Source organism: Pantoea sp. X-Soil-TKNS-1280, assembly GCF_059730475.1.
Window position 1 is genome coordinate 633785 of sequence record NZ_AP035962.1, and the last position, 23016, is coordinate 656800.

Below are 23016 nucleotides of genomic sequence, written 5' to 3' on the forward strand. Positions count from 1 at the left end.
TGACGATCAGATTTGTGCGAGTTTCGCGAAAAGGGGGCCTTTACGGCCCCTTTTTTCGAGCAATCGGCAGCAATCCGGTCCAAACTCATGTATTGTTGCTGAGAGTGATCTTCGCTTGCAGAGGTTCGCGCGGCTAATGAGAGGCTTTACCGCAAGGGCGGTTAAAGGTTGTCATTAGTCGCGAGGATGCAGCTGAAGATCGGTAATCCCCGGCGGGCCTGAGATGGGTCTGCCCCGACGTTAAGGACTTTTATTTTGCTGAACCCGATCGTACGCAAATTCCAATATGGTCAGCATACCGTCACGCTGGAAACCGGCATGATGGCACGCCAGGCTACTGCCGCTGTGATGGTGAGCATGGACGACACCGCGGTTTTCGTAACCGTTGTTGGCCAGAAAAAAGCGAAAGCTGGTCAGGATTTCTTCCCGCTGACCGTTAACTACCAGGAGCGTACCTACGCTGCTGGCCGTATCCCGGGTAGCTTCTTCCGTCGTGAAGGCCGTCCGAGCGAAGGCGAAACCCTGATCGCGCGTCTGATTGACCGCCCGGTTCGCCCGCTGTTCCCGGAAGGCTTCGTTAACGAAGTTCAGGTTATCGCTACCGTTGTTTCCGTTAACCCGCAGGTTAACCCGGACATCGTGGCAATGATCGGTGCCTCTGCTGCACTGTCACTGTCCGGTATCCCGTTCAATGGCCCGATTGGCGCGGCACGTGTTGGCTATATCAACGATCAGTATGTCCTGAACCCAACCGCTGACGAAGTCAAACAATCTCGTCTGGACCTGGTGGTTGCCGGTACTCAGAACGCGGTGTTGATGGTTGAATCAGAAGCTGACATCCTGACTGAAGATCAGATGCTGGGCGCAGTGGTATTCGGCCACGACCAGCAGCAGGTTGTTATTGAGAACATCAATGCACTGGTGGCTGAAGCCGGCAAACCGCGTTGGGACTGGCAGCCAGAAGCGGCTAATGATGCCCTGATTGCACGCGTTGCTGCCCTGGCAGAAGCACGTATCAGCGATGCTTACCGCATCACCGACAAGCAGGAGCGTTATACTCAGGTTGGCGTCATCAAAGATGAAACCATCGCTGCACTGCTGGCTGAAGATGAAACTCTGGATAGCGCTGAAATCGGCGATATCGTGCACAGCCTTGAGAAGAACGTTGTTCGTACCCGTATTCTGAACGGTGAACCGCGTATCGATGGCCGTGAAAAAGACATGATCCGTGGTCTGGACGTGCGTACTGGCGTGCTGCCGCGTACCCACGGTTCAGCTCTGTTCACCCGTGGTGAAACTCAGGCGTTGGTTGCTGCGACCCTGGGTACCGCACGTGATGCGCAGAACCTGGACGAGCTGATGGGTGAGCGCACCGACAGCTTCCTGTTCCACTACAACTTCCCTCCGTATTCGGTGGGTGAGACTGGTATGGTCGGTTCGCCGAAGCGTCGTGAAATTGGTCACGGTCGTCTGGCAAAACGCGGCGTACTGGCAGTGATGCCGAAACAGGAAGATTTCCCGTACACCGTACGTGTGGTATCTGAAATCACTGAATCAAACGGTTCTTCTTCTATGGCTTCCGTCTGCGGTGCTTCTCTGGCACTGATGGATGCAGGCGTACCGATCAAAGCGGCCGTTGCCGGTATCGCGATGGGTCTGGTGAAAGAAGACGAGAAATTTGTTGTTCTGTCTGACATCCTGGGTGACGAAGATCACCTCGGCGACATGGACTTCAAAGTAGCCGGTAGCCGTGAAGGTATTACCGCGCTGCAGATGGATATCAAAATTGAAGGGATCACCCGCGAGATCATGCAGGTTGCTCTGAATCAGGCTAAGGGTGCGCGTCTGCATATCCTGAGCGTGATGGAGCAGGCAATCAGCACGCCGCGTCAGGAGATCTCTGAGTTCGCACCGCGCATTTACACCATCAAGATCAATTCTGACAAGATCAAAGATGTTATCGGTAAAGGCGGTTCTGTCATCCGTGCGCTGACTGAAGAAACCGGCACCACCATCGAAATCGAAGATGATGGCACCGTGAAGATCGCAGCGACCGATGGTCTGAAAGCGAAAGAAGCAATCCGTCGTATCGAAGAAATCACCGCAGAAATCGAAGTGGGCCGTATTTACACTGGTAAAGTGACCCGTATCGTTGATTTCGGTGCCTTCGTTGCGATTGGCGGCGGCAAAGAGGGTCTGGTTCATATTTCGCAAATCGCTGATAAGCGCGTTGAGAAAGTGACCGACTACCTGCAGATGGGCCAGGAAGTTCCGGTTAAAGTACTGGAAGTGGACCGTCAGGGCCGTGTGCGTCTGAGCATCAAAGAAGCGACAGAGCAGAAACCGCAGGCGATCGAGACCATCGCTGCGACCGACGCACCTGAAGCTGAATAAGTATTTCCTGATTAACCTCTCCCTGCCAGGCAGGGAGAGGTGTTTGTATACCGCAGGTAATTCAGATAGCAGTAAGGTGGCAAGCGAGTGAATCCCAGGAAACTTACTCAGGTAAGCGACCAGGGTGAATGAGTACAGCCAACGTAGCTGCAATCTGAAGTATGACGGGTATCATCGCGAGGGCGGGAACCCTTGTGCATAGCAGGCGGATGACAGGATGGTTATCCCAATGTTTGTATTCGGGAGTGGGAAATGAAGCCTTTTTTGCGCTGGTGTTTTGTTGCGACAGCTTTGACGCTGGCAGGATGCAGCAACTCCAATTGGCGTAAGAACGAAGTTCTGGCAGTACCTTTGCAGCCCACACTGCAGCAGGAAGTGATTCTGGCGCGAATGGAACAAATTCTTGCCAGTCGTGCCCTGACCGATGATGAACGCGCACAGCTATTATATGAGCGTGGAGTGTTGTATGATAGCTTAGGTCTGAGAGCATTAGCGCGGAACGATTTTTCGCAAGCGCTGTCTATCAGGCCGGATATGCCAGAGGTGTTTAACTATCTCGGCATATATTTAACGCAGGCAGGCAATTTTGATGCTGCCTATGAAGCGTTTGATTCTGTACTTGAGCTTGATCCAACTTACAATTATGCGCATTTAAACCGTGGTATCGCCCTCTATTACGGCGGTCGATACAAGTTAGCGCAAGATGATCTGCTGGCGTTTTATCAAGACGATCCTAATGATCCATTCCGCAGTCTGTGGCTCTACCTCGTTGAACACGAGATGGATGCCAGCAAGGCCAAAGTAACGCTTAAACAACGTTACGATAAAGCGGTCCGGGACCAATGGGGATGGAATATTGTCGAGTTCTACCTGGGCGACATCAGTGAAAAAACATTGATGGAACGTCTCAAGGCGGACGCAACGGATAACACCTCGCTCGCTGAACATCTCAGTGAAACCAACTTCTATTTAGGTAAGTACTACCTAAGTCTGGGGGAGAAGGACGACGCGAAAGCGTTGTTCAAACTGGCGGTGGCCAACAACGTCAACAACTTTGTTGAACACCGATACGCATTGTTGGAACTGGCGCAACTCGGCCAGGCACAAGACGATTTATCAGAATCTGACCAGCAATAGCTGACGAACTTTTATTGCCTGAATTACCCGTTAAGTCATCATCTTCCGGGATGAGGGCTTTTCTGTTCGTCGAAACTTCTAATTTGAGCCGGTTCACACTTTTCGATGAAAATGACTGAAAATTTTCATGACGAGTTATGTAGACTGGCCGCCGCAATCTAAGAGGCACGTGTACTACATGACTGATATTCAAACCACTTTTGCTGATCTGGGCCTTAACGAATCCATCCTGTCTGCTCTTAATGACATGGGTTACGTCAAGCCGTCACCGATCCAGGCCGAGTGCATTCCGCACCTGCTGGCTGGCCGTGACGTGCTGGGTATGGCACAGACCGGTAGTGGTAAAACTGCAGCGTTCTCTCTGCCGCTGCTGAACAACATTGACCCGTCGCTGAAGGCACCGCAAATTCTGGTGCTGGCACCCACCCGCGAACTGGCGGTGCAGGTAGCTGAAGCAGCGACTGAATTCTCTAAACATATGCGTGGCGTCAACGTCCTGGCCCTGTACGGCGGCCAGCGTTATGACGTGCAGCTGCGCGCACTGCGTCAGGGCCCACAAATTGTGGTGGGCACCCCGGGTCGTCTGCTCGACCACCTGAAACGCGGTACTCTTGATCTGTCTAACCTGCGTGGTCTGGTGCTGGACGAAGCCGACGAAATGCTGCGCATGGGCTTTATTGAAGACGTTGAAACCATCATGGCGCAGATCCCGGAAGGTCACCAGACCGCTCTGTTCTCTGCCACCATGCCGGAAGCGATCCGTCGTATCACTAAGCGTTTCATGAAAGATCCGCAGGAAGTGCGCATTCAGTCCAGCGTTACGACTCGCCCGGACATCTCTCAGTCTTACTGGACCGCTTATGGCCGTAAAACTGATGCGCTGGTACGTTTCCTCGAAGCAGAAGACTTCGATGCTGCGATCATCTTTGTGCGTACCAAAAACGCAACGCTGGAAGTGGCTGAAGCGCTGGAGCGCAGCGGTTATAACAGCGCAGCACTGAACGGTGACATGAACCAGGCACTGCGTGAGCAGACGCTGGAGCGCCTGAAAGATGGTCGTCTGGACATCCTGATCGCGACCGACGTTGCGGCACGTGGTCTGGACGTTGAGCGTATCAGCCTGGTTGTTAACTACGACATCCCGATGGACGCAGAATCTTACGTTCACCGTATCGGCCGTACCGGTCGTGCGGGTCGTGCAGGCCGTGCGCTGCTGTTCGTTGAGAACCGCGAGCGTCGTCTGCTGCGCAACATTGAACGCACCATGAAGCTGACCATTCCGGAAGTTGAACTGCCGAATGCCGAGCTGCTGGGTGAGCGTCGTCTGGCTAAATTTGCTGCGAAAGTACAGCAGCAACTGGAAAGCAGCGATCTGGACATGTACCGCGCGCTGCTCAGCAAAATGCAGCCGGAAGAAGAGCTGGATATGGAAACCCTGGCTGCTGCACTGCTGAAAATGGCACAGGGCGAACGTCCGCTGATTCTGCCAGCAGATGCACCGCGTCCGCAGCGCCGTGAATTCCGCGATCGTGATGATCGTCGTGACAGCCGTGATTCACGTGACTCACGCGGTCCGCGTGAAAGCCGTGATGGCGACCGTCCGCGTCGTGAGCGTCGTGACGTTGGCGAAATGCAGCTGTACCGCATTGAAGTAGGCCGTGATGATGGCGTTGAAGTTCGTCATATCGTGGGCGCAATTGCTAACGAAGGTGATATCAGCAGCCGTTACATCGGTAACATCAAACTGTTTGGTACCCACTCCACCATCGAGCTGCCGAAAGGCATGCCGGGTGAAGTTCTGCAGCATTTCACCCGTACGCGTATTCTCAACAAGCCGATGAATATGCAGCTGCTGGGCGATGCACAGCCGCACGAGCGTGGTGGTGAGCGCAGCGGCGAACGTCGTAGCGGTGGTCGTGATTTCGGTGGTGAGCGTCGTGGCAACCGTGAAGGCGGTGCTGGTGCACGTGGTGAAGGTCGTGAAGGCGGTCGTCGCTTCTCCTCTGAGCGTCGTGAAGGTGGCCGTGAAGGCGGACGCTTCAGCCGTGAAGGTGGCCGTGGCCCGCGTCGCGAAGAAGCAGGTGCTGCTGCACCGCGTCGTCGTGACATCTAAGCGACAAAGCTAAATAGCAAAATGGGACGCCTCGGCGTCCCATTTTTTTATCCAGTGTCAGCTAAAGTTTACACCCCGCCAGCAATCAGTACCCGTTCACCGCTGACATAGGCCGACTCCTCTGATGCCAGAAACAGCGCAACCTGCGCGACATCTTCCGGCAAACCAAAACGTCCCAGTGGGGTCGCCGCAATTAACTGTGCTTTCAGTTCCGGATGCATCTTCTTCGCTGCCAGTAAACCTTCAGTCAGGATGATGCCAGGTGCCAGCGCATTAACGCGGATATTACGGGGACCCAGTTCTCGTGCCAGCCCCTGGGTGAGGGTATCAATCGCGCCTTTGGTCGCCGCCCACAGCACCGAGCCAGGGGTGCTACGCTGGCTATTTAGTGCGCTGAGGTTAATGATGCAACCGCCACGCGTAGGGAAATGCCGGGCTGCCTGCTGGCAAACCAGCAACGTACCCAGCAGATTTACATTCAACTGCTGCTGCATCTCAACAACGTTGAGCGCCACAAAATCGCCGTGATGAAAAATGCCTGCGTTGTTGACCACAATATCCGGTGCGCCAAATTGCTCAATACAGGTAGCGAACAACCGCACCACATCATCTTCACGTGAGATATCGGCCTGAACGGCGATGGCATCGCTGCCCAGACCACGAATATCCGTGACGACATCAGCCGCGCCAACTTCGTCCTGACGATAATTCACCACAACCCGGGCACCGGCCGCCGCGAAAGTCATGGCGATAGCGGCACCGATGCCTTTCGAAGCGCCCGTCACCAGCGCAATTTTGCCTTCAAGTGCTTTCATCGTGTCTCTCCACCTGAGGTTTCGGGGAAGCATAAGAATGCGCTGTCCATACAATTAACAGGTAGCGCAATCCTGCAAGCTTTTTGCCCGATCCTGCAAATCTCAGCACCAGAGGCCAGGCGCTACGTCAACGCCAGGTTAGAATAAAAACTCAATGATCCCTCATTGCGGAGCGCTCAACGCATGATTCATCAGGAACAGTGGCAACAGCTGGTTGCTATGATTGCCCGTCACGCCCCGGACGATGGTCGCCATCATAGCGCCATCGATTTTCTCTCTTTTGGTCGCAGCTCCAGGCCAAGCAGTCTGTCACATGTGGCCACCTGGGCCAGTTTTGCGCTGGTGGCACAGGGGCAGAAAGCGTTACGCATGGGTGACGATGTGATGCATTACGGCGCAGGGGATCTGCTGCTGGTGACGCTGGATATGGCGGTACAATCCTGCGTGGTCATGGCGACGCCGGAGAAGCCTAACCTGGGGGTAGGTATCACCATCAATGAAACGCGCCTGATGCGCTATCTTGAGCACTTCCCTATGCAGCAGGTAGGAGCCGCAGCAACCAATGAGCGCGGCATCACGGTACACAAGGTGGCACCTCCGCTGGTGGATGCGGTTATTCGCCTGATCGAGTTGCTGGATCAACCACAGGATATTCCGGCGCTGGCGCCGTTGATTGAACAGGAAATTTTCTATCGACTGCTCACCGGCCCGGAAGGCCCACGCATTCTGAATATGGCGCTGGCGGAACGTCCGGGCAACAAAGTGGCGCGTGCGGCCCGCTGGCTGCGGGAAAATTTTCATCAGCCACTGAAGATGGATCAACTGGCAAGCAACGTGGGTATGAGCATTTCGTCACTGCATCACCACTTCAAAGCAGTTACCGCGATGACGCCGATGCAGTATCAAAAGCAATTGCGTCTCAACGAAGCGCGCCGACTGATGTTGATGGAAAAGCTGGACGCCGGAACGGCAGGTTATCGGGTGGGGTATCAGAGCGCTTCACAATTCAGCCGCGAATACAGCCGCTTTTATGGTCAGTCGCCGGGACGTGATGTGCGGCAGAATGCGGTGGGGGCCGAAGCCTGGCCACCGCAATAATCAGGTTTACAGCGAGCGGGCGGCTTCCATCGCCAGTGCAAAGGAGCGCAGACGCGCTTGTGGATCGAATATCTGGCCGTTTACCATGATTTCATCCGCCTGGGTTTCACGCAGCAAGGCTGCAAGTCCATGGCGTACTTTATCGCTATCACCCACAATCGACATACTCAGCGCCTGCTGGACGCCATATTGTTCTGACGGCGACCACAGGTTATCCATGTTCTCCACCGGTGCCGGTAGCGGACCGGGTTTGCCGCGACGCAGGTTAATAAACTGCTGCTGCATCGAGGTGAACAGGAAACGCGCATCGCGCTCGCTGTCGGCGGCAACCACGTTCACGCATACCATGGCGTAAGGTTTTGCCAGACGCGCGGATGGCTGGAATTTCTCACGGTACACATGCAGCGCCTGGAACAGCAGGTCAGGGGCGAAGTGTGAGGCAAAGGCGAACGGTAAGCCCAGTTGAGCCGCCAGCTGCGCGCTGTAGAGACTGGAACCCAGCAGCCATACCGGAATTTTCGAGCACAGGCCCGGTACTGGCTGCACCGGTGGGCATTCACCGACTTCGGCGTCAAACCAGCTAATCAGTTCGGCAACATCGTCCGGGAAGCTGTCAGCCTGCGCGCCGGAAAGATGGCGACGCAGCGCCAGCATGGTGCGCTGATCGGAGCCTGGCGCACGGCCCAGACCGAGATCAATACGGCCCGGATAGAGCGATTCCAGAGTGCCAAACTGCTCTGCAATCACCAGTGGCGAATGGTTGGGCAGCATAATGCCGCCTGAACCGAGGCGCAGGGTTTCGGTGTTGGCAGCCAGATAGCCAATCAGCACCGAGGTGGCTGCGCTGGCAATGCCGGTCATGTTGTGGTGTTCAGCTAACCAATAGCGGTAAAAGCCGAGGGCTTCAGCCTGACGGGCCAGGGCCAGCGAGTTGTGGAACGCATCACGCGGCGTTGCGCCCTGTGGAATGGGGGCCAGGTCCAGCACGGACAGGCGAACAGTTTTTTTCTCAGACATGGGCACTCCAGAATAAGTATGGCGCAGGTGTTCATTAAGCCTGCGCCATCCAGTATTACGCATCAGTACCCATATTAAAACTGCTAATAAGGGCAGGAATATAGCCGGAACGTGCCTTTCAGCGGCCGCTATCCAGCGCCATTCCTGCCAGGCGTCGCCAGTAACCGTTACTGTCGCTGCCGCGGGCCACCATCAGCGGCGCTTCACCTGCTTCGTTGGCGCGGAAGCGATCCACATCCTCCAGCGTACTGTCGTCCTGCGGTGATAAACGTACGATATCGACCCAGTTATGCATGCCGACCAGATCATTGCCAAGGTTGTAGCAGTAGCCACTCATAGTCTGGATACCATTCAGCACAAACACCTGCTGGCCTTCCTGGGACAACACGCGTCGTCCGTTGGGATAGTCGATGCAGCAGGTCTGACAATCGTCTTTGGCGCGATTTTCCGAGCGTGCGGTGAAGCAGCGCGCGGACAAGGCCAGCGGCAGATAGCCGTAGCCCAGCACTTCTACCTCAAAGCGATCGCGCATGCCTGCGGCATCGCACTGCTGCAACAGCTGAATCAGCCAGTCGCGAGACATCTCAACCGGCATGCACCAGCGCGTCATGCCTTCTTTCAGCAACAGCTGCAAGGTTTGCGCGTTGTAGACGTTAAGCGTCGGGCCAGCGACAAACGGCAACTGGCGTTCGGCCGCCATATTCACCGTACCGATGTCGTTAGCTTCAATCAGAAACTCGCCGTTTTCCACATAGCGGCGCAGTTCTTTCAATTCCGATGGCGATTGCAGCAGCGCCAGCGTGCTGATAACCACCTGTTTGCCGTGCTGTGCCAGTGCGCGGCCCATTTCCATCCATTGGGCGAAAGGCGTGGCGCGGCGTTTGCTGCACACTGCCTCACCCAGATAGACGATTTCCGCGCTGGATTGCGCGGCGCGCTGATAAAAGTTTTCCAGTTTGTCACTGGGCCAGTACCACAGTACCGGGCCGATTGCGTATTTCATGCTGACTCCTTACTGCCAGTCGCGATGGTAAGCGCCGAGCGTGGTCTGGCTACCTTCAGAAAGTTCGCCCAGCGCCTGCATCCAGGGTTCCTGAACGGCATACTGCTCTGGCGCTGCCATACAACGGTCAATCGCCTGACGCCACACTTTCGCCACCTGGGCCACATAGGCCGGGCTGCGCTGGCGACCCTCAATCTTCACCGATGCCACCCCGGCACGCAGCAGTTCCGGCAGCAGCGACAGGGTGTTGAGGCTGGTGGGTTCTTCCAGCACGTGATAACGCTGGTTATCGACCTCGTAGCGTCCTTTACACAGGGTGGGATAACCGGCACTTTCATCCGGTCCATAGCGGTCAATCAGCACCTCATTCAGGCGTGATTCCATGCCCTGCGGCGTCTGTTGCCAGCGCACGAATTTGGCGGGGGAACAGGCGCCGGCGCTGTTCGGTGATTCCCCGGTCAGCCATGAGGAGAGGTAGCAGCGGCCTTCGGCCATGATGCACAGGCTACCGAAAGCAAACACTTCCAGCGGCACCGGTGTTTCTCGTGCCAGCTGCTTCACCTGGTGCAGCGACAATACGCGCGGCAGCACCACGCGATGCAGCTGAAAATGGCGGTGATAAAAGCGGATCGCTTCCAGATTGGTGGCCGACGCCTGTACTGAAAGGTGGCGTTCGACCTGCGGATAGTGCTTTGCCGCATATTCCAGCGTGGCGATATCGGCGAGAATCAGCGCGTCTGCGCCATTTTGCGCGGCGATATCAATCGCCTGTTGCCAGCGATTCATGCCGTCAGGATGGGCAAAGGTGTTAATCGCGACGTGCAGCTTGCGCCGATGCTGGTGCACAAAGCGCGCCGCTTCGGCCAGTTTTTTGTCGGTAAAATTAAGACCAGCAAAGTGGCGGGCATTGGTATCGTCTTTCAGGCCGACGTAGACGGCGTCGGCGCCATGCTCCACCGCCGATTTCAGCGCGGGTAAATTCCCCGCCGGGCACAGCAGTTCCATACATTTTCCTCCCCCGGGTTCTGGACGGCGTTGAGTGTAGGTAAGCACTCGTCACAGAATGTTGATTTAAGGCAGTGAAACGGCCAATGGTGATGCAGATTGAAGATTTTTCACACAACCAGAGTGCGAATTCCTTGATCTCAGTGGAGGCGAAGCCAAACGGATGTGGCAGAATAGGTAAAATTTTCTGAAGGGAGTGCAGCTGGTGTTTACTCGCTTACGCGGTTTGATTGTTGAAAAAGGGCCTGAATTCTTAGCCTTACCGGTGTCATTAACCCCTTTCGCGCTGAAAAAAGCCGTTTTGCAACAACTCCTAAACTGGCAATTTCGCCATGCTTTGGCTGAAGGTGAGTTAGACTTTCTGGAAGGGCGCTCCCTGGGAATCGAAATCAGCGACATCAATTTGCGCTGGATGACCACGTTACAGGCCGGGCGTCTGACTGTTTCGCGCGACACCGAAGCTGATGTCTGGTTTCGCGGCGAAGCCAACGATCTGTTGCTGGTGGCAGCACGCAAAGCGGACCCCGATATGTTGTTCTTTCAACGCCGTCTGGTGATTGAAGGTGACACGGAGCTGGGGCTGGAGGTGAAGAACCTGATGGATGCCATTGAACTGGATGCCATGCCCACGCCATTGCGAACGGGATTGCAGCAGCTGGCTGCTTTTGTTGAGGCTGGACTGAAACAGGACGCGAAGGCCACTGAGTCGCGCGCGGGGATCTCATGTTGATTCGTACTGAAATTGGCGTCGATGCGGCCAGCATCGACAGTCTGTTAAAGCGCTGTTTTGCCAGCGCCGCCGAAGCGGAACTGGTGCAGCAGTTGCGTGAAGATGGTTTGCTGACCCTTGGCGTGGTTGCGACCGATGATGAAGGTCAGGTTTTGGGGTATGCCGCGTTCAGCCCGGTGACGTTGCAGGGCGAAGACCGTAACTGGGTCGCTCTGGCACCGCTGGCGGTGGATGAGACGGTACGCAAACAGGGCATCGGTAAACAACTGGTGTACGAAGGGCTGGATGCGCTGAACGAATTTGGTTACAGCGCAGTGGTGGTGCTGGGCGATCCGGCTTACTACCATGACTTCGGCTTTGAACCGGCAGCGCGTCACGGGCTACATTGCCGCTGGCCTGGCTCAGAAGCCGCGTTTCAGGTGTATAAACTGGCTGACGACGCATTTGCTGGCGCGGAAGGGCAGATCGAGTTCGCTGCACCTTTCAATCGTTTTGCGTAAACCAGTTGTTCAGGCTGGGCGGCTGTTGTGCCACCAGTTGCAGCTTCTGTGCCCGGCTTAACTGCTTCACCTGATACTCAAGCCGTGATGCGGCAGACCGATCGCCCGCATCACAATGAAACACCAGCGTCAGTGGACCTTTTCCGCGCAATGATCGCGCTCCACGTCCCTGCTGATGCTGCTGTAAACGCCGGTTCACGTCTGTGGTGATGCCGGTGTAGAGTTGGCCTGCGGCGGTTTGCAGCATATAAAGCTGCCAGCCCTGCTCCATGATGATTAACCTCGGAAAAATCGCTGACAGGCAGTGTAGCGCGCATCAGGCGTTGCCGCTATCCGTCAGCACAGGCCTCCGGCCTGCAAGGGAGTTCGATTGTGTCCGACCATTCCCATCTGATTCGCTACCTGAAAAAACAGCATGCGCTGTCGCTGTGCGCGACAGACGGCGACGATCTATGGTGCGCCAACTGTTTTTATGTCTTCGATGAATCCCGCATGGTTTTCTGGCTGATGACCGAGCCGGACACCCGACATGGTCAGCTGATGCAGGCTAATCCCCGCGTGGCGGGCACCGTCAACGGCCAGCCGAAAACGGTGCTGCTGATCAAAGGTGTACAGTATCGCGGTCATATTCAGCGTTTAAGCGATGAAGCTGAACAACAGGCGCGTCACGCCTATCAGCGCCGCTTCCCGATCTCACGCGCCGTCACGGCACCGCTGTGGGAGATTGTGCTGGAAGAAGTGAAGATGACCGATAACGCGCTGGGTTTCGGCAAAAAAATTGTCTGGCAGCGCGGTGATTCGTAGCGGCGCGATTTATTGCGCAATGCCGTGCATGCTGGCGGAGAAAAACGCGCGATAAATCGCGCCGCTACGGGTTGTGCAGGCTTAAACTATCAGGCCGTAGTGTTGAGAATCCGCAGGGATTCGCGGTTAAAGGCGGGCAGATCATCCGGGGTGCGGCTGGTGACCAGTTTGTCATCATCCACCACCACTTCTTTGTCGTAGAAGTCGGCACCGGCGTTGCGCAGATCAATGGCGATGGCTTTCACGCAGGTCATTTTCCGCCCGCGCACGCCATTGGCACTGATTAATAACTGCGGCCCGTGGCAGATGGCAAACACCGGTTTCCCGCTGGCAACAAATGCTTTGGTGAAGTTGACGAAACGATCGTCACCGCGCAACGTATCGGGTGAATGTCCGCCCGGCAGCAGCAACGCATCGAACTCTGCCGCGTCCGCATGATCAATATCCTTATCGATTTTTACCTCGGCTTTGCCTTTTTTGCCTTTGACAGTTTTACCGGCTTTCATCTCAATAGTGACCACTTCATGGCCCGCCTTGGTGTAAGCCTCCGCCGGTGAGGTAAATTCTGAGTCTTCAAATTCATCGGTAATCAATACCGCAATCTTCTTGCTCATCTTTCTCCTCCTTGTCGTACCTGTGTCTCAGATCAAGTGTGGTTGCCCACCTGCAAAACGCAAGCAGGTCAAATTTAGAGCGTTTAAGCATGGAAAAATTCCTTCACCTGATAAACACTCAGGTTAATCCGTCGCACCGTTCGGTGTGATTTTCGTTATTCAGGCTGAATACGGGACTCTGTAATGACTCAACTTACATCTGCTGCTCCGGCAACGCGTTTTGCCTGGTGGAAACCGCTGTTGTTTTTGCTGGTGGTGATCATTGGCCTCTGGTACGTCAAATGGCAGCCTTACTACGGCAAAGCCTTTACGGCGGCGGAAACGCATTCCATTGGCAAATCGATTCTCGCGAGCGCTGATGCCTCACCCTGGCGTGCCGCGCTGGATTACGCGATGGTGTATTTTCTGGCGGTGTGGAAAGCGGCGGTGCTGGGCGTGTTGCTGGGGTCGCTGGTCCAGGTACTGATCCCGCGCAACTGGCTGCTACGGCTGATGGGGCAAAACAGCTTCGGCTCAGCGCTGGTGGGCACTGGCCTCGGGCTGCCTGGGATGATGTGTAGCTGCTGTGCAGCACCGGTTGCCGCCGGGCTGCGCCAGTCACAGGTATCCAGCGGGGCGGCGATGGCCTTCTGGCTGGCGAATCCGGTGCTCAATCCGGCTACGCTGATTTTTATGGGGTTTGTGCTTGGCTGGCAGTTTGCCGCCATCCGGCTGGTGGCTGGGGTCATCATGGTGCTGGGCATTGCCTGGCTGGTGCAGCGCAGCGTGCCAGAGCGCATCGCCTCCCCGGTTGCCATTCAGGACACCGGGCCGGAAGAGCCTTTCCTGCAACGCTGGTTGCGTGTGCTGTGGCGACTGTTCTGGAACACCATCCCGTTGTATATCGTGGCGGTGCTGCTGCTGGGGGCGGCGCGTGTCTGGTTGTTCCCGCACGCCGATGGTGCCGTGGGCAATACGTTGTTTTGGGTGGTGGTGATGGCGCTGGCGGGATGCCTGTTTGTGATCCCGACGGCAGCCGAGATCCCGATCGTGCAAACCATGATGCTGGCGGGAATGGGCATCGCGCCAGCCCTGGCGCTGTTGCTGACATTACCCGCTGTTAGCGTACCTTCGTTACTGATGCTGCACCGGGCTTTTCCGGCCCGCGCCTTGTGGATAGCCCTGTTGGGTGTGGCCTTCAGTGGGATGTTGGTCGGGGTGCTCGCCCTGGGGCTGGCGTAAATACCAGATTTTCTGATTGCGGCTGCCGCGCCACAGCAGCCGCGCATCTTTCTCTTCTTCGATAAAACGCCCGTCGATTAGCACGTCAATTTCCGCGATCACCTCGCGCTGGGCATCGCTCAGTTCCGCCAGCTGATAGCCGGTCCACAACCAGATATCTTTATCTGGACATTCGCGCCGTACGCGTTTCACCAGGCGACGTATATGCGGCACGTTATGCGGATGCAGCGGATCGCCGCCGCTCAGCGACAATCCCTGACGCGGAATGCGACGATCCTGCAAATCGGCGATCAATTTTTCTTCCATCGCCAGCGTAAACGGCACACCAGAATCGAGTCGCCAGGTGCTCTGGTTGTAGCAGCCACGGCACTGGTGCTCGCAACCGGCGACAAACAGCGTGCAGCGCGTACCGGGTCCGTTAACGATATCGACGTCATAATAGCGATGGATATGCATCATCCCAGTTGTCCCGTATCCAGGTGTTTAACCCGACGCTGCACCTCTTCCTGCTTACCGGCGTTAAACGGACGCGCATCCGGGCTGCCGAGATAGCCACACACGCGCCGCGTCACCGAAACGCGTGCCGGATCGTGGTTACCACAGCTGGGGCAGGTAAAGCCTTTGCTGGTACAGCTGAATTCACCGCTAAAACCACATTCGTAGCATTCATCAATCGGCGTATTGGTGCCGTAATAGGGCACGCGGTCGTAGCTGTAATCCCAGACATCTTCCAGCGCTTTGAGATTGTGCTGGATATTGGGATATTCGCCGTAACAGATAAAACCGCCACTGGCGAGGGGCGGGTAGGGTGCCTCAAAATCAATTTTGTCGTACGGATTAACCTTCTTCTCGACATCAAGATGGAAGCTGTTGGTGTAATACCCTTTGTCGGTGACACCAGGTACCACGCCAAATTCGGCGGCATCGAGGCGGCAGAAGCGGTCGCACAGATTCTCGCTCGGCGTACTGTACAGGCTAAAGCCGTAGCCGGTTTCAGCTTTCCACGCATCGACGGCCTGGCGCAGATGCTCGACAATCGCCACCCCTTTGGCGCGCAGATAATCGGCATCATAGGGATGGACCTCGTTGCCGCTCAGGGCATTGAGGGTTTCATGCAGGCCGATATAGCCGAGGGAGATGGACGCGCGGCCATTGCGGAAAATCGGCCCGATATCGTCATCCGCGTTAAGACGCACGCCACAGGCTCCTTCCATATACAGAATTGGCGCGACGCGCGCTTTGGTTTTTTCCAGCCGGGCGATACGTGTCATCAGCGCGCGTTTTGCCAGCGCCAGACGCTCATCCAGCAGCGACCAGAAACGTGTTTCATCGCCCTGCGCTTCCAGCGCAATGCGCGGTAGATTGAGGCTGATGACGCCAAGATTATTGCGTCCTTCATGAATCAGCTGACCATTTTCCTTGTACACGCCAAGGAAGCTGCGGCAACCCATCGGGGTTTTAAACGATCCAGTGACTTTCACCACTTGATCATAATTCAGGATATCCGGGTACATGCGCTTACTGGCGCACTCCAGCGCCAGTTGTTTGATGTCGTAGTTCATATCGCCTGCGCGACGGTTGATGCCTTCGCGAATGGCAAACACCAGTTTTGGGAATACCGCGGTTTTATGGTTTTTGCCCAGTCCGGCTATGCGATTACGCAGAATCGATTGCTGTATCAGGCGCGCGGCCCAGTCGGTGCCGAGGCCAAAACCAAAGGTCACAAACGGCGTTTGCCCGTTAGCGGTATGCAGCGTGTTGACCTCATATTCCAGCGACTGAAAGGCGTCGTAGCACTCTTTTTCTGTACGCGCGCGGGCATAAGCCTCGACATCATCAATCTGCCATTCAAGTGCGACGGCCCGATGTTTTTCCAGGCTCAGGGTGACAAAGGGGGCCAGTACTTCGTCAATGCGGTTGATAGTGGTGCCACCGTAAATATGGCTGGCGACCTGGGCAATGATCTGGGCGGTGACGGCGGTGGCGGTGGCGATCGATTTTGGCGGTTCGATCTCTGCATTGCCCATTTTGAAGCCGTTGGTCAGCATGCCGCGCAGATCGATCAGCATGCAGTTAAACATCGGGAAGAAGGGCGAATAATCGAGATCGTGGTAGTGGATCTCGCCGCGCTCGTGCGCCAGCACCACATCACGCGGCAGGATTTGTTGCTGTGCGTAGTGTTTAGCCACGATGCCAGCCAGCAAATCGCGCTGGGTAGGGATCACTTTGCTGTCTTTGTTGGCGTTTTCATTCAGCAGGGCGGCGTTGGTTTGTTCCACCAGGCCACGAATCGCGTGATGCAGTTTCCCGCGCTGCTCGCGTGCCAGATCGCGATCGTGACGATATTCAATATAGGCGCGTGCCAGTTGGGGCCAGGGGCCGCTCATCAGCGTCTCTTCTACCGCGCACTGAATGTCGCGAATATCCACTTCGTCGCGGCTAGCCAGCTGCTGGCTTACCTCAGTCGCCACTTGAGTGCACCAGGCGTTATCGTTCACCTGGGCAGCGCATGCTGCAGCCTGCACCGCACTGGCAATGCGCTGTTCATCAAAAGGCACTTTGCAGCCATCACGCTTAATCACTACCGTTGCCATTTAGCCTCCATGAAACTATATGTTGTGGTTTTATTGAAGTGTAATATCTACATATGGTGTTTGCGCGGAAATTAATTAGGCCGTTATTGACCAGGCGCAAAGAAGTTCCTGCAAAGCATGAAAGGCGTGCAATCTGCCATCTGACTAAACTGAAAAAGTTTTAACACGCCCATACTTCTGGTTTGCCTGGCTTGATTTGCGTCGCGAAGCAGGTTTAATGGGCTTTTTGCCGGTTTTGGTCCGTCAATTTTCCACAAGGATGCCCTTCATGCCTCTGCCCCGAACGCTGCTTGCCTGTTGTTTAGCAATGAGTTTTTCTGCTTTCGCGACACCGGCGGGTGACCTGCCGCTCATGCCCTGGCCGCAACAGGTTGAACTGCCGCACAGCGGCGGAGCGTATCAGCTGACACCACAGCTCACGCTGCAAATCTCAGGCGATCATCTGGAGGGGGCGGAGGCACGCTGGCTGGCACGCATCGCACGGCAAACGGGCTGGCCGTTGTTACCGTCCGCTGCGTCAGACGAAAAGGCCACCATCCGCATCCAGATTGCGGATGCGGTTGATCCGATCCCCCAGCCGGACAGCGATGAAAGCTATCATCTGGTGGTCAACAGTGACGGCGTGCTGCTGGAGGCCAGGACTCGCTTTGGGGCGATGCGCGGCATGGAGACGTTGTTGCAACTGATTGAAAACAGCGAAAGTGGCACGGTGATCCCTTATGTCACCATTGACGATCAACCGCGCTTTGCGTGGCGCGGATTGCTGATCGATTCTGCCCGTCACTTTATGCCGGTGGAGACCCTCAAACGTCAGATTGATGGCATCGCGGCGGCACGCATGAATGTTTTCCACTGGCATCTGACCGACGATCAGGGTTGGCGCTTTGCCTCCAGCCATTATCCCCAGTTGCAGGAGAAAGCCAGCGATGGTCGCTACTACACGCAGCAGGATATGCGCGATGTGGTGCAATATGCCACGCAACGCGGCATCCGCGTGGTGCCGGAAATCGATCTGCCAGGCCATGCGTCGGCCATTGCGGTGGCGATGCCAGAGCTGATGAGCGCACCGGGACCCTATACGATGGAGCGCGGCTGGGGGGTGTTTAAGCCGCTGCTCGATCCGAGTAATGAAGAAGTCTTCAACTTTATTAATACGCTGGTGGGGGAAGTAGCGGCGATCTTCCCGGATCCTTACCTGCATATTGGCGGCGATGAAGTTGATCCCACGCAGTGGAATGATTCCCCAAAGATTCAGCAGTTTATGCGCGATCATGGCTTGAAAGACGCCCATGCTTTGCAGGCATGGTTTAATCAGCGGGTGGAAAAAATCCTCGAAGCCCACCAACGGCAGATGGTGGGCTGGGACGAAATCTATCATCCCTCCCTGCCGCATAGCATTCTGATCCAGTCATGGCAGGGGCAGGATGCGCTGGGCGAGGTGGTGAAAAATGGCTACCGCGGTATCCTCTCTACCGGCTTCTATCTTGACCAGCCGCAGCCTGCGGCTTATCACTACCGCAACGAACCTTTCCCCCAGGGGTTAAATGGGCAGGATCAGCTGCAACCGGGTGAACAGGCGCAGAGCTGGCAATTCACCCTGCCGCGTCTGAAGGGCAGTGCGGTGCAGGGCAGCTTCACCCTGATTGACGGCAAAGAGGGCTGGCGTGGGTTTATCGACTTCAACGGCAAAGCACGGCGTCTGGTCAGCCAGGTTGACTGGCTGTCCCCTGGGCAGGTGACGTTCCGCGTTGATAGCTGGATGGGAGAAGTGCAGCCGGTGGTGACGCTGACGGAAAACAACCTGACCGGTTATATGCTGGTGGGTAACGTGCGTTATCCCACGGAAGGTAGCCGCCTGGCGCAGGTACCGGCGGGCATCGCTCCGTCGCTGCCGACAACCCAGCAGCTCAGCGAAAATCTGCTGGGCGGCGAAGCGGCGTTATGGGCAGAAAACGTCAACAGCCAGATTATTGATACCAAACTGTGGCCACGTACTTTTGTCGTGGCCGAGCGGCTGTGGTCTGCCGCTGATGTGAACGACAGCGACAATATGTACCAGCGTCTGCGTGCTATCGATCGCTGGAGCACCGTGTCGGTGGGGTTACAACAATACCGGCAGGCGGAAGTGCAGATGATGCGTCTGGCCAACAGTACCGATATCACCCCGCTGCGAGTGCTGAGCGAAGTGCTGGAACCGGCGCAATATTACACGCGCCAGCATCTGAAATTCCAGGCGGGACACTACAACTATTTCGAACCACTGAACCGGCTGGCCGACGTGCTACCTGCGGAGAGTGAAGCGATACGTTTGCTGGATCAACAGGTCGATGCGTTGATTGCCAATCGTGAAAACCATCAGGCCGCCAACGCCATTCGCCAGCAGCTACAACGCTGGTTGAGCAATTGCGACCGGGTAATGCCGCTGACGCTGCATAACTATCAGTTACACGCGTTGCAACCGCAGGTGCAGCAGGTGGCTGAGCTGAGTCGTATGGGGCTGGATTTAGTGGCGACGTTGCAGCGTAATCAGGCGTATGGCGCAGGCGAAGTGGCGCAGATGCAGGCAAAACTGGATGCGGCTGCGCAGGTGCAGGATGAAACGGTATTGGCTATGGTGCGACCACTGGAGAAACTGCTGCATTCTTTGAAATAAAGACGGACATAACGGCGCGATTTATCGCGCCGTTATGGCGGATCAACGACGAATCGCGATCGCTTCGATCTCAATCTTCACGTCTTTCGGCAGACGAGCGACTTCTACGCAGGAGCGTGCCGGGAAGCTGGCGTTGTGCTCGGTGAAAAAGGCTTCATAGGTGGCGTTAACGGTGGCGAAATCGTTCAGATCTTTCACGAACACCGTGGTTTTTACGATATCGCCCACTTTCAGGCCAGCGGCTTCAACAATCGCCTTCACGTTCTCCAGCGACTGACGTGCCTGTGCTGACACATCTTCTGCCACGGCACCGGTTTGCGGATTCACTGGGATCTGACCAGAAGTGATGATCATGCTGCCGAGATCCACGCCCTGTACGTAAGGTCCAATCGCTGCCGGTGCTTTTTCGGTACTGATTTCGCGAGACATTGTTTCTCCTTAAGAAGTGCGCTACCGGCAGTCGCCAGCAGCGTGAAAATATCGACCCATTATAGGGACGCAGCCGACGATTACCAGTGACCGAGCACCACGTGGTGCGCGAACTCTTTCTCGCAATATTTGCACTTCAGATGCACTTCATTGTCGCGCTTTTTCACCGCAAAACTGGAGAACACCGGTTCACTGCGGCTGATGCAGTTGCCGTTCGGGCAGGTGAGCACGCGCTCGATACGATCCGGTAAAGTCGGGGCGATCTTCGCCACCACTTCATACTCGTCGATGCGGTTGACGGTGGCATGCGGCGCATACACTGCCAGCTGGTTGATCTGATCGTCAGTCAGGAAGGTGTTTTCGATCTTGATCAGATCCTTACGCCCCATTTCGCCGGAAGGCAGATTCAAACCGATGGTGATGCGTTGATCGGTTTCCGTCAGGCGAAACAGCGACAGTAACTTAAAGCCAACCTGCGCCGGGATATGGTCAATCACCGTGCCGCGTTTGATGGCTTCAACCTGCAATTTGTTATCGTGTGTCATGCTGTTTTCCTCCTTACAGGGCCAGGTCGCGATTCAGGACCAGCGCCAGCAGCGCCTGGCGGGCGAAGATGCCGTTACCCGCCTGCTGGAAATACCAGGCGTGTGGTGTGCTATCGACATCGGTGGTGATCTCATCAATGCGGGGCAGTGGATGCAGCACCTTCATATTGTCGCGTGCCCCTACCAGATCGCTGGCGCGCAGGATGAACTGGGCCTTAACGTTGGCGTATTCCGACGGGTCAAGACGCTCTTTCTGCACGCGCGTCATGTACAGGATATCCAGCTGCGGCAGCACTTCTTCGATACTGTCATGACGTGACCAGCTGATGTTCCGCTCATCCAGCATATCGGTGATGTAAGACGGCATCGCCAGCGCATCAGGGGCGATAAAGAAGAAGCGGTTGCCGTCGAATTTCGCCAGTGCCTGAGTCAGGGAATGCACGGTACGGCCATATTTCAGGTCACCGACCATCGCCACATTCAGGTTATCCAGGCGACTCTGGGTTTCGCGGATGGTGAACAGGTCGAGCAGGGTTTGGGTCGGATGCTGGTTGGCACCGTCACCGGCATTAAGAATCGGCACGCCGCCGGAAAACTCGGTCGCAAGGCGAGCGGCCCCTTCCTGTGGATGGCGCATCACGATGGCATCAACATAGGTGCCAATCACCGAGATGGTATCGGCGAGGGTTTCGCCCTTTTTACCGAGCGAGGTGTTGCTGCCATCAGCAAAACCCACCACCGAGGCACCGAGGCGATGGATGGCGGTTTCGAACGACAGGCGGGTGCGGGTCGAGGCTTCAAAGAAGCAGCTGGCAATCACGTTGTGCTTCAGCAGTTCTGGCTGTGGGTGCGCTTTCAATTGCGCAGCGGTATGCAGTACCAGCTCAAGCTCGTCGCGGCTGAGATCGTTGATAGAAATAATGTGCTTACGATATAGCGGGTTGGCCATAGCTCTCTCCTCTGCGCTGCCGGATGACGGACAAAAAAAAGCCCCTGCTTAAGGGGCTTTTTTTGCGATCGATTGATGACGGAAAGAAACAGGTGCGCCGCCAGCTTTCTGGCGTAATGGAGCGTCAAATTGTGCGCTGCGCTGTTGCATGCTTCCTCCCGGCAAATTGTGGCGCATTATACGCATTCACTGATTTGCATCAAGCAAAAATCGCGGTGAGGTAAACGTTTGCCCTGACGGCTGCTACGGCTGCCCCAGCGTGGCGACCATCACCGCTTTGATGGTGTGCATACGGTTCTCTGCCTGATCAAAGACGATGCTGTGCTCCGACTCAAACACGTCATTGCTGACTTCCATGCCGTCATGCAGACCGTACTGCTCGGCCATCTGGTGTCCGAGGGTGGTTTGATCGTCGTGGAAGGCGGGCAGGCAGTGCAGGAATTTGACCTGCGGATTGCCGGTCAGCGCCAGCATCGCGCTGTTGACCTGATACGGGCGCAGCAGGGCGATACGATCGGCCCATACTGATTTGTCTTCACCCATCGATACCCATACGTCAGTGTAGATGAAATCGGCACCCTGTACGCCGTCGGCGATATCTTCCGTCAGGGTAATTTTGCCACCGGTTTTCTGTGCCGCCACACGACATTGCTCCACCAGCTGTTCTTCTGGCCAGCAGCCTTTTGGTGCGACCAGACGCAGATCCAGCCCGACCAGCGCTGCCGCTTCCAGCATGCTGTTGCCCATATTGTTGCGTGCGTCACCGACGTACACCAGCGTCATTTCGCTCAGGGATTTCTGCGGCAGATGTTCCTGCATGGTGAGGAGATCGGCCAGCAGCTGTGTTGGGTGGAATTCGGTGGTCAGCCCGTTCCATACCGGCACGCCAGCGTATTCGGCAAGGGTTTCCACCAGCGCCTGGCCGTAGCCACGATACTGGATGCCGTCATACATGCGGCCCAGCACACGCGCGGTATCTTTCATCGACTCTTTATGGCCGATCTGGCTGCCGCTCGGGCCGAGGTAAGTGACGTTAGCACCCTGGTCGTAAGCGGCAACTTCGAAAGAGCAACGGGTACGGGTCGAGTCTTTTTCGAAGATGAGCGCGATGTTTTTACCTTTCAGGTACTGCGTTTCGCTGGCGTTTTTCTTTGCGTGTTTTAATTCACCGGCAAGGCTTAACAGGTAATCAATTTCTGCTGGGGTGAAATCCAGCAATCTCAGGAAATGACGTTGATTCAGCTGACTCATACAGCTCTCCGTGTGATCATCATAAATGAATTAAAATTCAATCTAACCGGATGAATATGCATTTTCAACCCCAGCGTTAAGAAACTTTGTGTTTTGAGTAGTGGCGCGCGAGGCAGTGTGGGAAAATAATTGCATTCATTGCCG

22 protein-coding genes are annotated in these 23016 nt (G+C 55.9%); 10 read left to right on the forward strand and 12 right to left on the reverse strand.

Features of this window, described 5'->3' with window-relative positions; genetic code table 11:
• The first annotated feature begins 255 nt into the window (after positions 1 to 255).
• The 4 genes from pnp to AC6I8X_RS02875 all read left to right on the forward strand — a co-directional run bounded on the left by pnp (position 256) and on the right by AC6I8X_RS02875 (position 5644).
• Positions 256 to 2394: a polyribonucleotide nucleotidyltransferase gene (pnp, locus tag AC6I8X_RS02860; RefSeq protein ID WP_313689132.1), complete on the forward strand. Its 2139-nt coding sequence runs from the start codon at positions 256 to 258 to the stop codon at positions 2392 to 2394.
• Positions 2395 to 2646: 252 nt separating this feature from the next.
• Positions 2647 to 3531: a lipoprotein NlpI gene (gene nlpI, locus AC6I8X_RS02865; protein ID WP_084872267.1), complete on the forward strand. Its 885-nt coding sequence runs from the start codon at positions 2647 to 2649 to the stop codon at positions 3529 to 3531.
• Positions 3532 to 3636: 105 nt separating this feature from the next.
• Positions 3637 to 3693, forward strand: coding sequence for a protein YrbN (gene yrbN / locus AC6I8X_RS02870; RefSeq protein ID WP_100229640.1), 57 nt, complete (start codon positions 3637 to 3639; stop codon positions 3691 to 3693).
• A 16-nt stretch (positions 3694 to 3709) separates the two neighbouring features.
• Complete coding sequence (locus tag AC6I8X_RS02875; RefSeq protein ID WP_299457750.1) at positions 3710 to 5644, forward strand: DEAD/DEAH family ATP-dependent RNA helicase; 1935 nt, start codon at positions 3710 to 3712, stop codon at positions 5642 to 5644.
• Positions 5645 to 5712: 68 nt separating this feature from the next.
• Here the strand turns inward: AC6I8X_RS02875 and AC6I8X_RS02880 are convergent, their stop codons facing one another.
• A complete protein-coding gene (locus AC6I8X_RS02880; RefSeq protein WP_497840531.1) occupies positions 5713 to 6459 on the reverse strand; it encodes an SDR family NAD(P)-dependent oxidoreductase in 747 nt (248 codons plus the stop codon).
• A gap of 183 nt (positions 6460 to 6642) precedes the next feature.
• Here AC6I8X_RS02880 and AC6I8X_RS02885 point away from each other — a divergent pair, with 183 nt between their 5' ends.
• The gene (locus AC6I8X_RS02885; RefSeq protein WP_299457746.1) at positions 6643 to 7557 is read left to right on the forward strand and encodes an AraC family transcriptional regulator; all 915 of its coding nucleotides are present in this window, start codon (positions 6643 to 6645) and stop codon (positions 7555 to 7557) included.
• 6 nt (positions 7558 to 7563) lie between these two features.
• On the opposite strand, the gene AC6I8X_RS02890 is transcribed toward AC6I8X_RS02885, so the two are convergent.
• The 3 genes from AC6I8X_RS02890 to ubiU all read right to left on the reverse strand — a co-directional run bounded on the left by AC6I8X_RS02890 (position 7564) and on the right by ubiU (position 10582).
• Entirely contained in the window at positions 7564 to 8574 is a 1011-nt protein-coding gene (locus tag AC6I8X_RS02890) for a luciferase-like monooxygenase (RefSeq protein WP_313683314.1), read from the reverse strand.
• A 118-nt stretch (positions 8575 to 8692) separates the two neighbouring features.
• Complete coding sequence (locus AC6I8X_RS02895) at positions 8693 to 9577, reverse strand: U32 family peptidase (protein WP_313683313.1); 885 nt, start codon at positions 9575 to 9577, stop codon at positions 8693 to 8695.
• Positions 9578 to 9586: 9 nt separating this feature from the next.
• A complete protein-coding gene (ubiU, locus tag AC6I8X_RS02900) occupies positions 9587 to 10582 on the reverse strand; it encodes a ubiquinone anaerobic biosynthesis protein UbiU (RefSeq protein WP_208713862.1) in 996 nt (331 codons plus the stop codon).
• A 205-nt stretch (positions 10583 to 10787) separates the two neighbouring features.
• Here ubiU and ubiT point away from each other — a divergent pair, with 205 nt between their 5' ends.
• Both ubiT and AC6I8X_RS02910 read left to right on the forward strand, forming a co-directional pair.
• Positions 10788 to 11312 (forward strand): ubiquinone anaerobic biosynthesis accessory factor UbiT, encoded by a 525-nt coding sequence (ubiT, locus tag AC6I8X_RS02905; protein WP_313683312.1) that lies wholly within the window; start codon positions 10788 to 10790, stop codon positions 11310 to 11312.
• Positions 11306 to 11812 carry a GNAT family N-acetyltransferase gene (locus AC6I8X_RS02910; protein WP_299457739.1) on the forward strand — a complete coding sequence of 169 codons (507 nt, stop codon included), beginning with the start codon at positions 11306 to 11308 and terminating at the stop codon, positions 11810 to 11812. Before ubiT ends, AC6I8X_RS02910 begins: the two co-directional genes overlap by 7 nt.
• On the opposite strand, the gene AC6I8X_RS02915 is transcribed toward AC6I8X_RS02910, so the two are convergent.
• Positions 11796 to 12083 carry a GIY-YIG nuclease family protein gene (locus AC6I8X_RS02915; protein WP_084872293.1) on the reverse strand — a complete coding sequence of 96 codons (288 nt, stop codon included), beginning with the start codon at positions 12081 to 12083 and terminating at the stop codon, positions 11796 to 11798. The two genes, AC6I8X_RS02910 and AC6I8X_RS02915, sit on opposite strands and share 17 nt — an antisense overlap.
• Before the next feature lie 101 nt (positions 12084 to 12184).
• Here AC6I8X_RS02915 and AC6I8X_RS02920 point away from each other — a divergent pair, with 101 nt between their 5' ends.
• Positions 12185 to 12616, forward strand: coding sequence for a YhbP family protein (locus AC6I8X_RS02920; protein ID WP_084872295.1), 432 nt, complete (start codon positions 12185 to 12187; stop codon positions 12614 to 12616).
• An 89-nt stretch (positions 12617 to 12705) separates the two neighbouring features.
• On the opposite strand, the gene AC6I8X_RS02925 is transcribed toward AC6I8X_RS02920, so the two are convergent.
• Positions 12706 to 13230: a type 1 glutamine amidotransferase domain-containing protein gene (locus AC6I8X_RS02925; protein ID WP_313683311.1), complete on the reverse strand. Its 525-nt coding sequence runs from the start codon at positions 13228 to 13230 to the stop codon at positions 12706 to 12708.
• Between the two features lie 183 nt (positions 13231 to 13413).
• Between AC6I8X_RS02925 and AC6I8X_RS02930 the strand changes: the two genes are divergently transcribed.
• Entirely contained in the window at positions 13414 to 14451 is a 1038-nt protein-coding gene (locus AC6I8X_RS02930; protein ID WP_497840532.1) for a permease, read from the forward strand.
• On the opposite strand, the gene nrdG is transcribed toward AC6I8X_RS02930, so the two are convergent.
• Positions 14344 to 14910 carry an anaerobic ribonucleoside-triphosphate reductase-activating protein gene (gene nrdG / locus AC6I8X_RS02935; RefSeq protein WP_310617597.1) on the reverse strand — a complete coding sequence of 189 codons (567 nt, stop codon included), beginning with the start codon at positions 14908 to 14910 and terminating at the stop codon, positions 14344 to 14346. The two genes, AC6I8X_RS02930 and nrdG, sit on opposite strands and share 108 nt — an antisense overlap.
• Positions 14907 to 17045, reverse strand: coding sequence for an anaerobic ribonucleoside-triphosphate reductase (gene nrdD, locus AC6I8X_RS02940; RefSeq protein ID WP_313683308.1), 2139 nt, complete (start codon positions 17043 to 17045; stop codon positions 14907 to 14909). The genes nrdG and nrdD overlap by 4 nt, the downstream gene beginning before the upstream one ends.
• A 268-nt stretch (positions 17046 to 17313) precedes the next feature.
• On the opposite strand from nrdD, the gene AC6I8X_RS02945 reads away from it, so the two are divergent.
• Entirely contained in the window at positions 17314 to 19698 is a 2385-nt protein-coding gene (locus AC6I8X_RS02945) for a beta-N-acetylhexosaminidase (protein WP_497840533.1), read from the forward strand.
• A gap of 42 nt (positions 19699 to 19740) precedes the next feature.
• On the opposite strand, the gene ridA is transcribed toward AC6I8X_RS02945, so the two are convergent.
• The 4 genes from ridA to argF all read right to left on the reverse strand — a co-directional run bounded on the left by ridA (position 19741) and on the right by argF (position 22872).
• Positions 19741 to 20127 (reverse strand): 2-iminobutanoate/2-iminopropanoate deaminase, encoded by a 387-nt coding sequence (gene ridA, locus AC6I8X_RS02950; protein WP_313683306.1) that lies wholly within the window; start codon positions 20125 to 20127, stop codon positions 19741 to 19743.
• 80 nt (positions 20128 to 20207) lie between these two features.
• On the reverse strand, positions 20208 to 20672 hold the full coding sequence (gene pyrI, locus AC6I8X_RS02955) for an aspartate carbamoyltransferase regulatory subunit (RefSeq protein ID WP_013507722.1): 465 nt from the start codon (positions 20670 to 20672) through the stop codon (positions 20208 to 20210).
• Positions 20673 to 20685: 13 nt separating this feature from the next.
• A complete protein-coding gene (gene pyrB, locus AC6I8X_RS02960) occupies positions 20686 to 21621 on the reverse strand; it encodes an aspartate carbamoyltransferase (RefSeq protein WP_084872316.1) in 936 nt (311 codons plus the stop codon).
• A 243-nt stretch (positions 21622 to 21864) separates the two neighbouring features.
• Positions 21865 to 22872 carry an ornithine carbamoyltransferase gene (argF, locus tag AC6I8X_RS02965; RefSeq protein WP_313683305.1) on the reverse strand — a complete coding sequence of 336 codons (1008 nt, stop codon included), beginning with the start codon at positions 22870 to 22872 and terminating at the stop codon, positions 21865 to 21867.
• Positions 22873 to 23016: the final 144 nt, after the last annotated feature.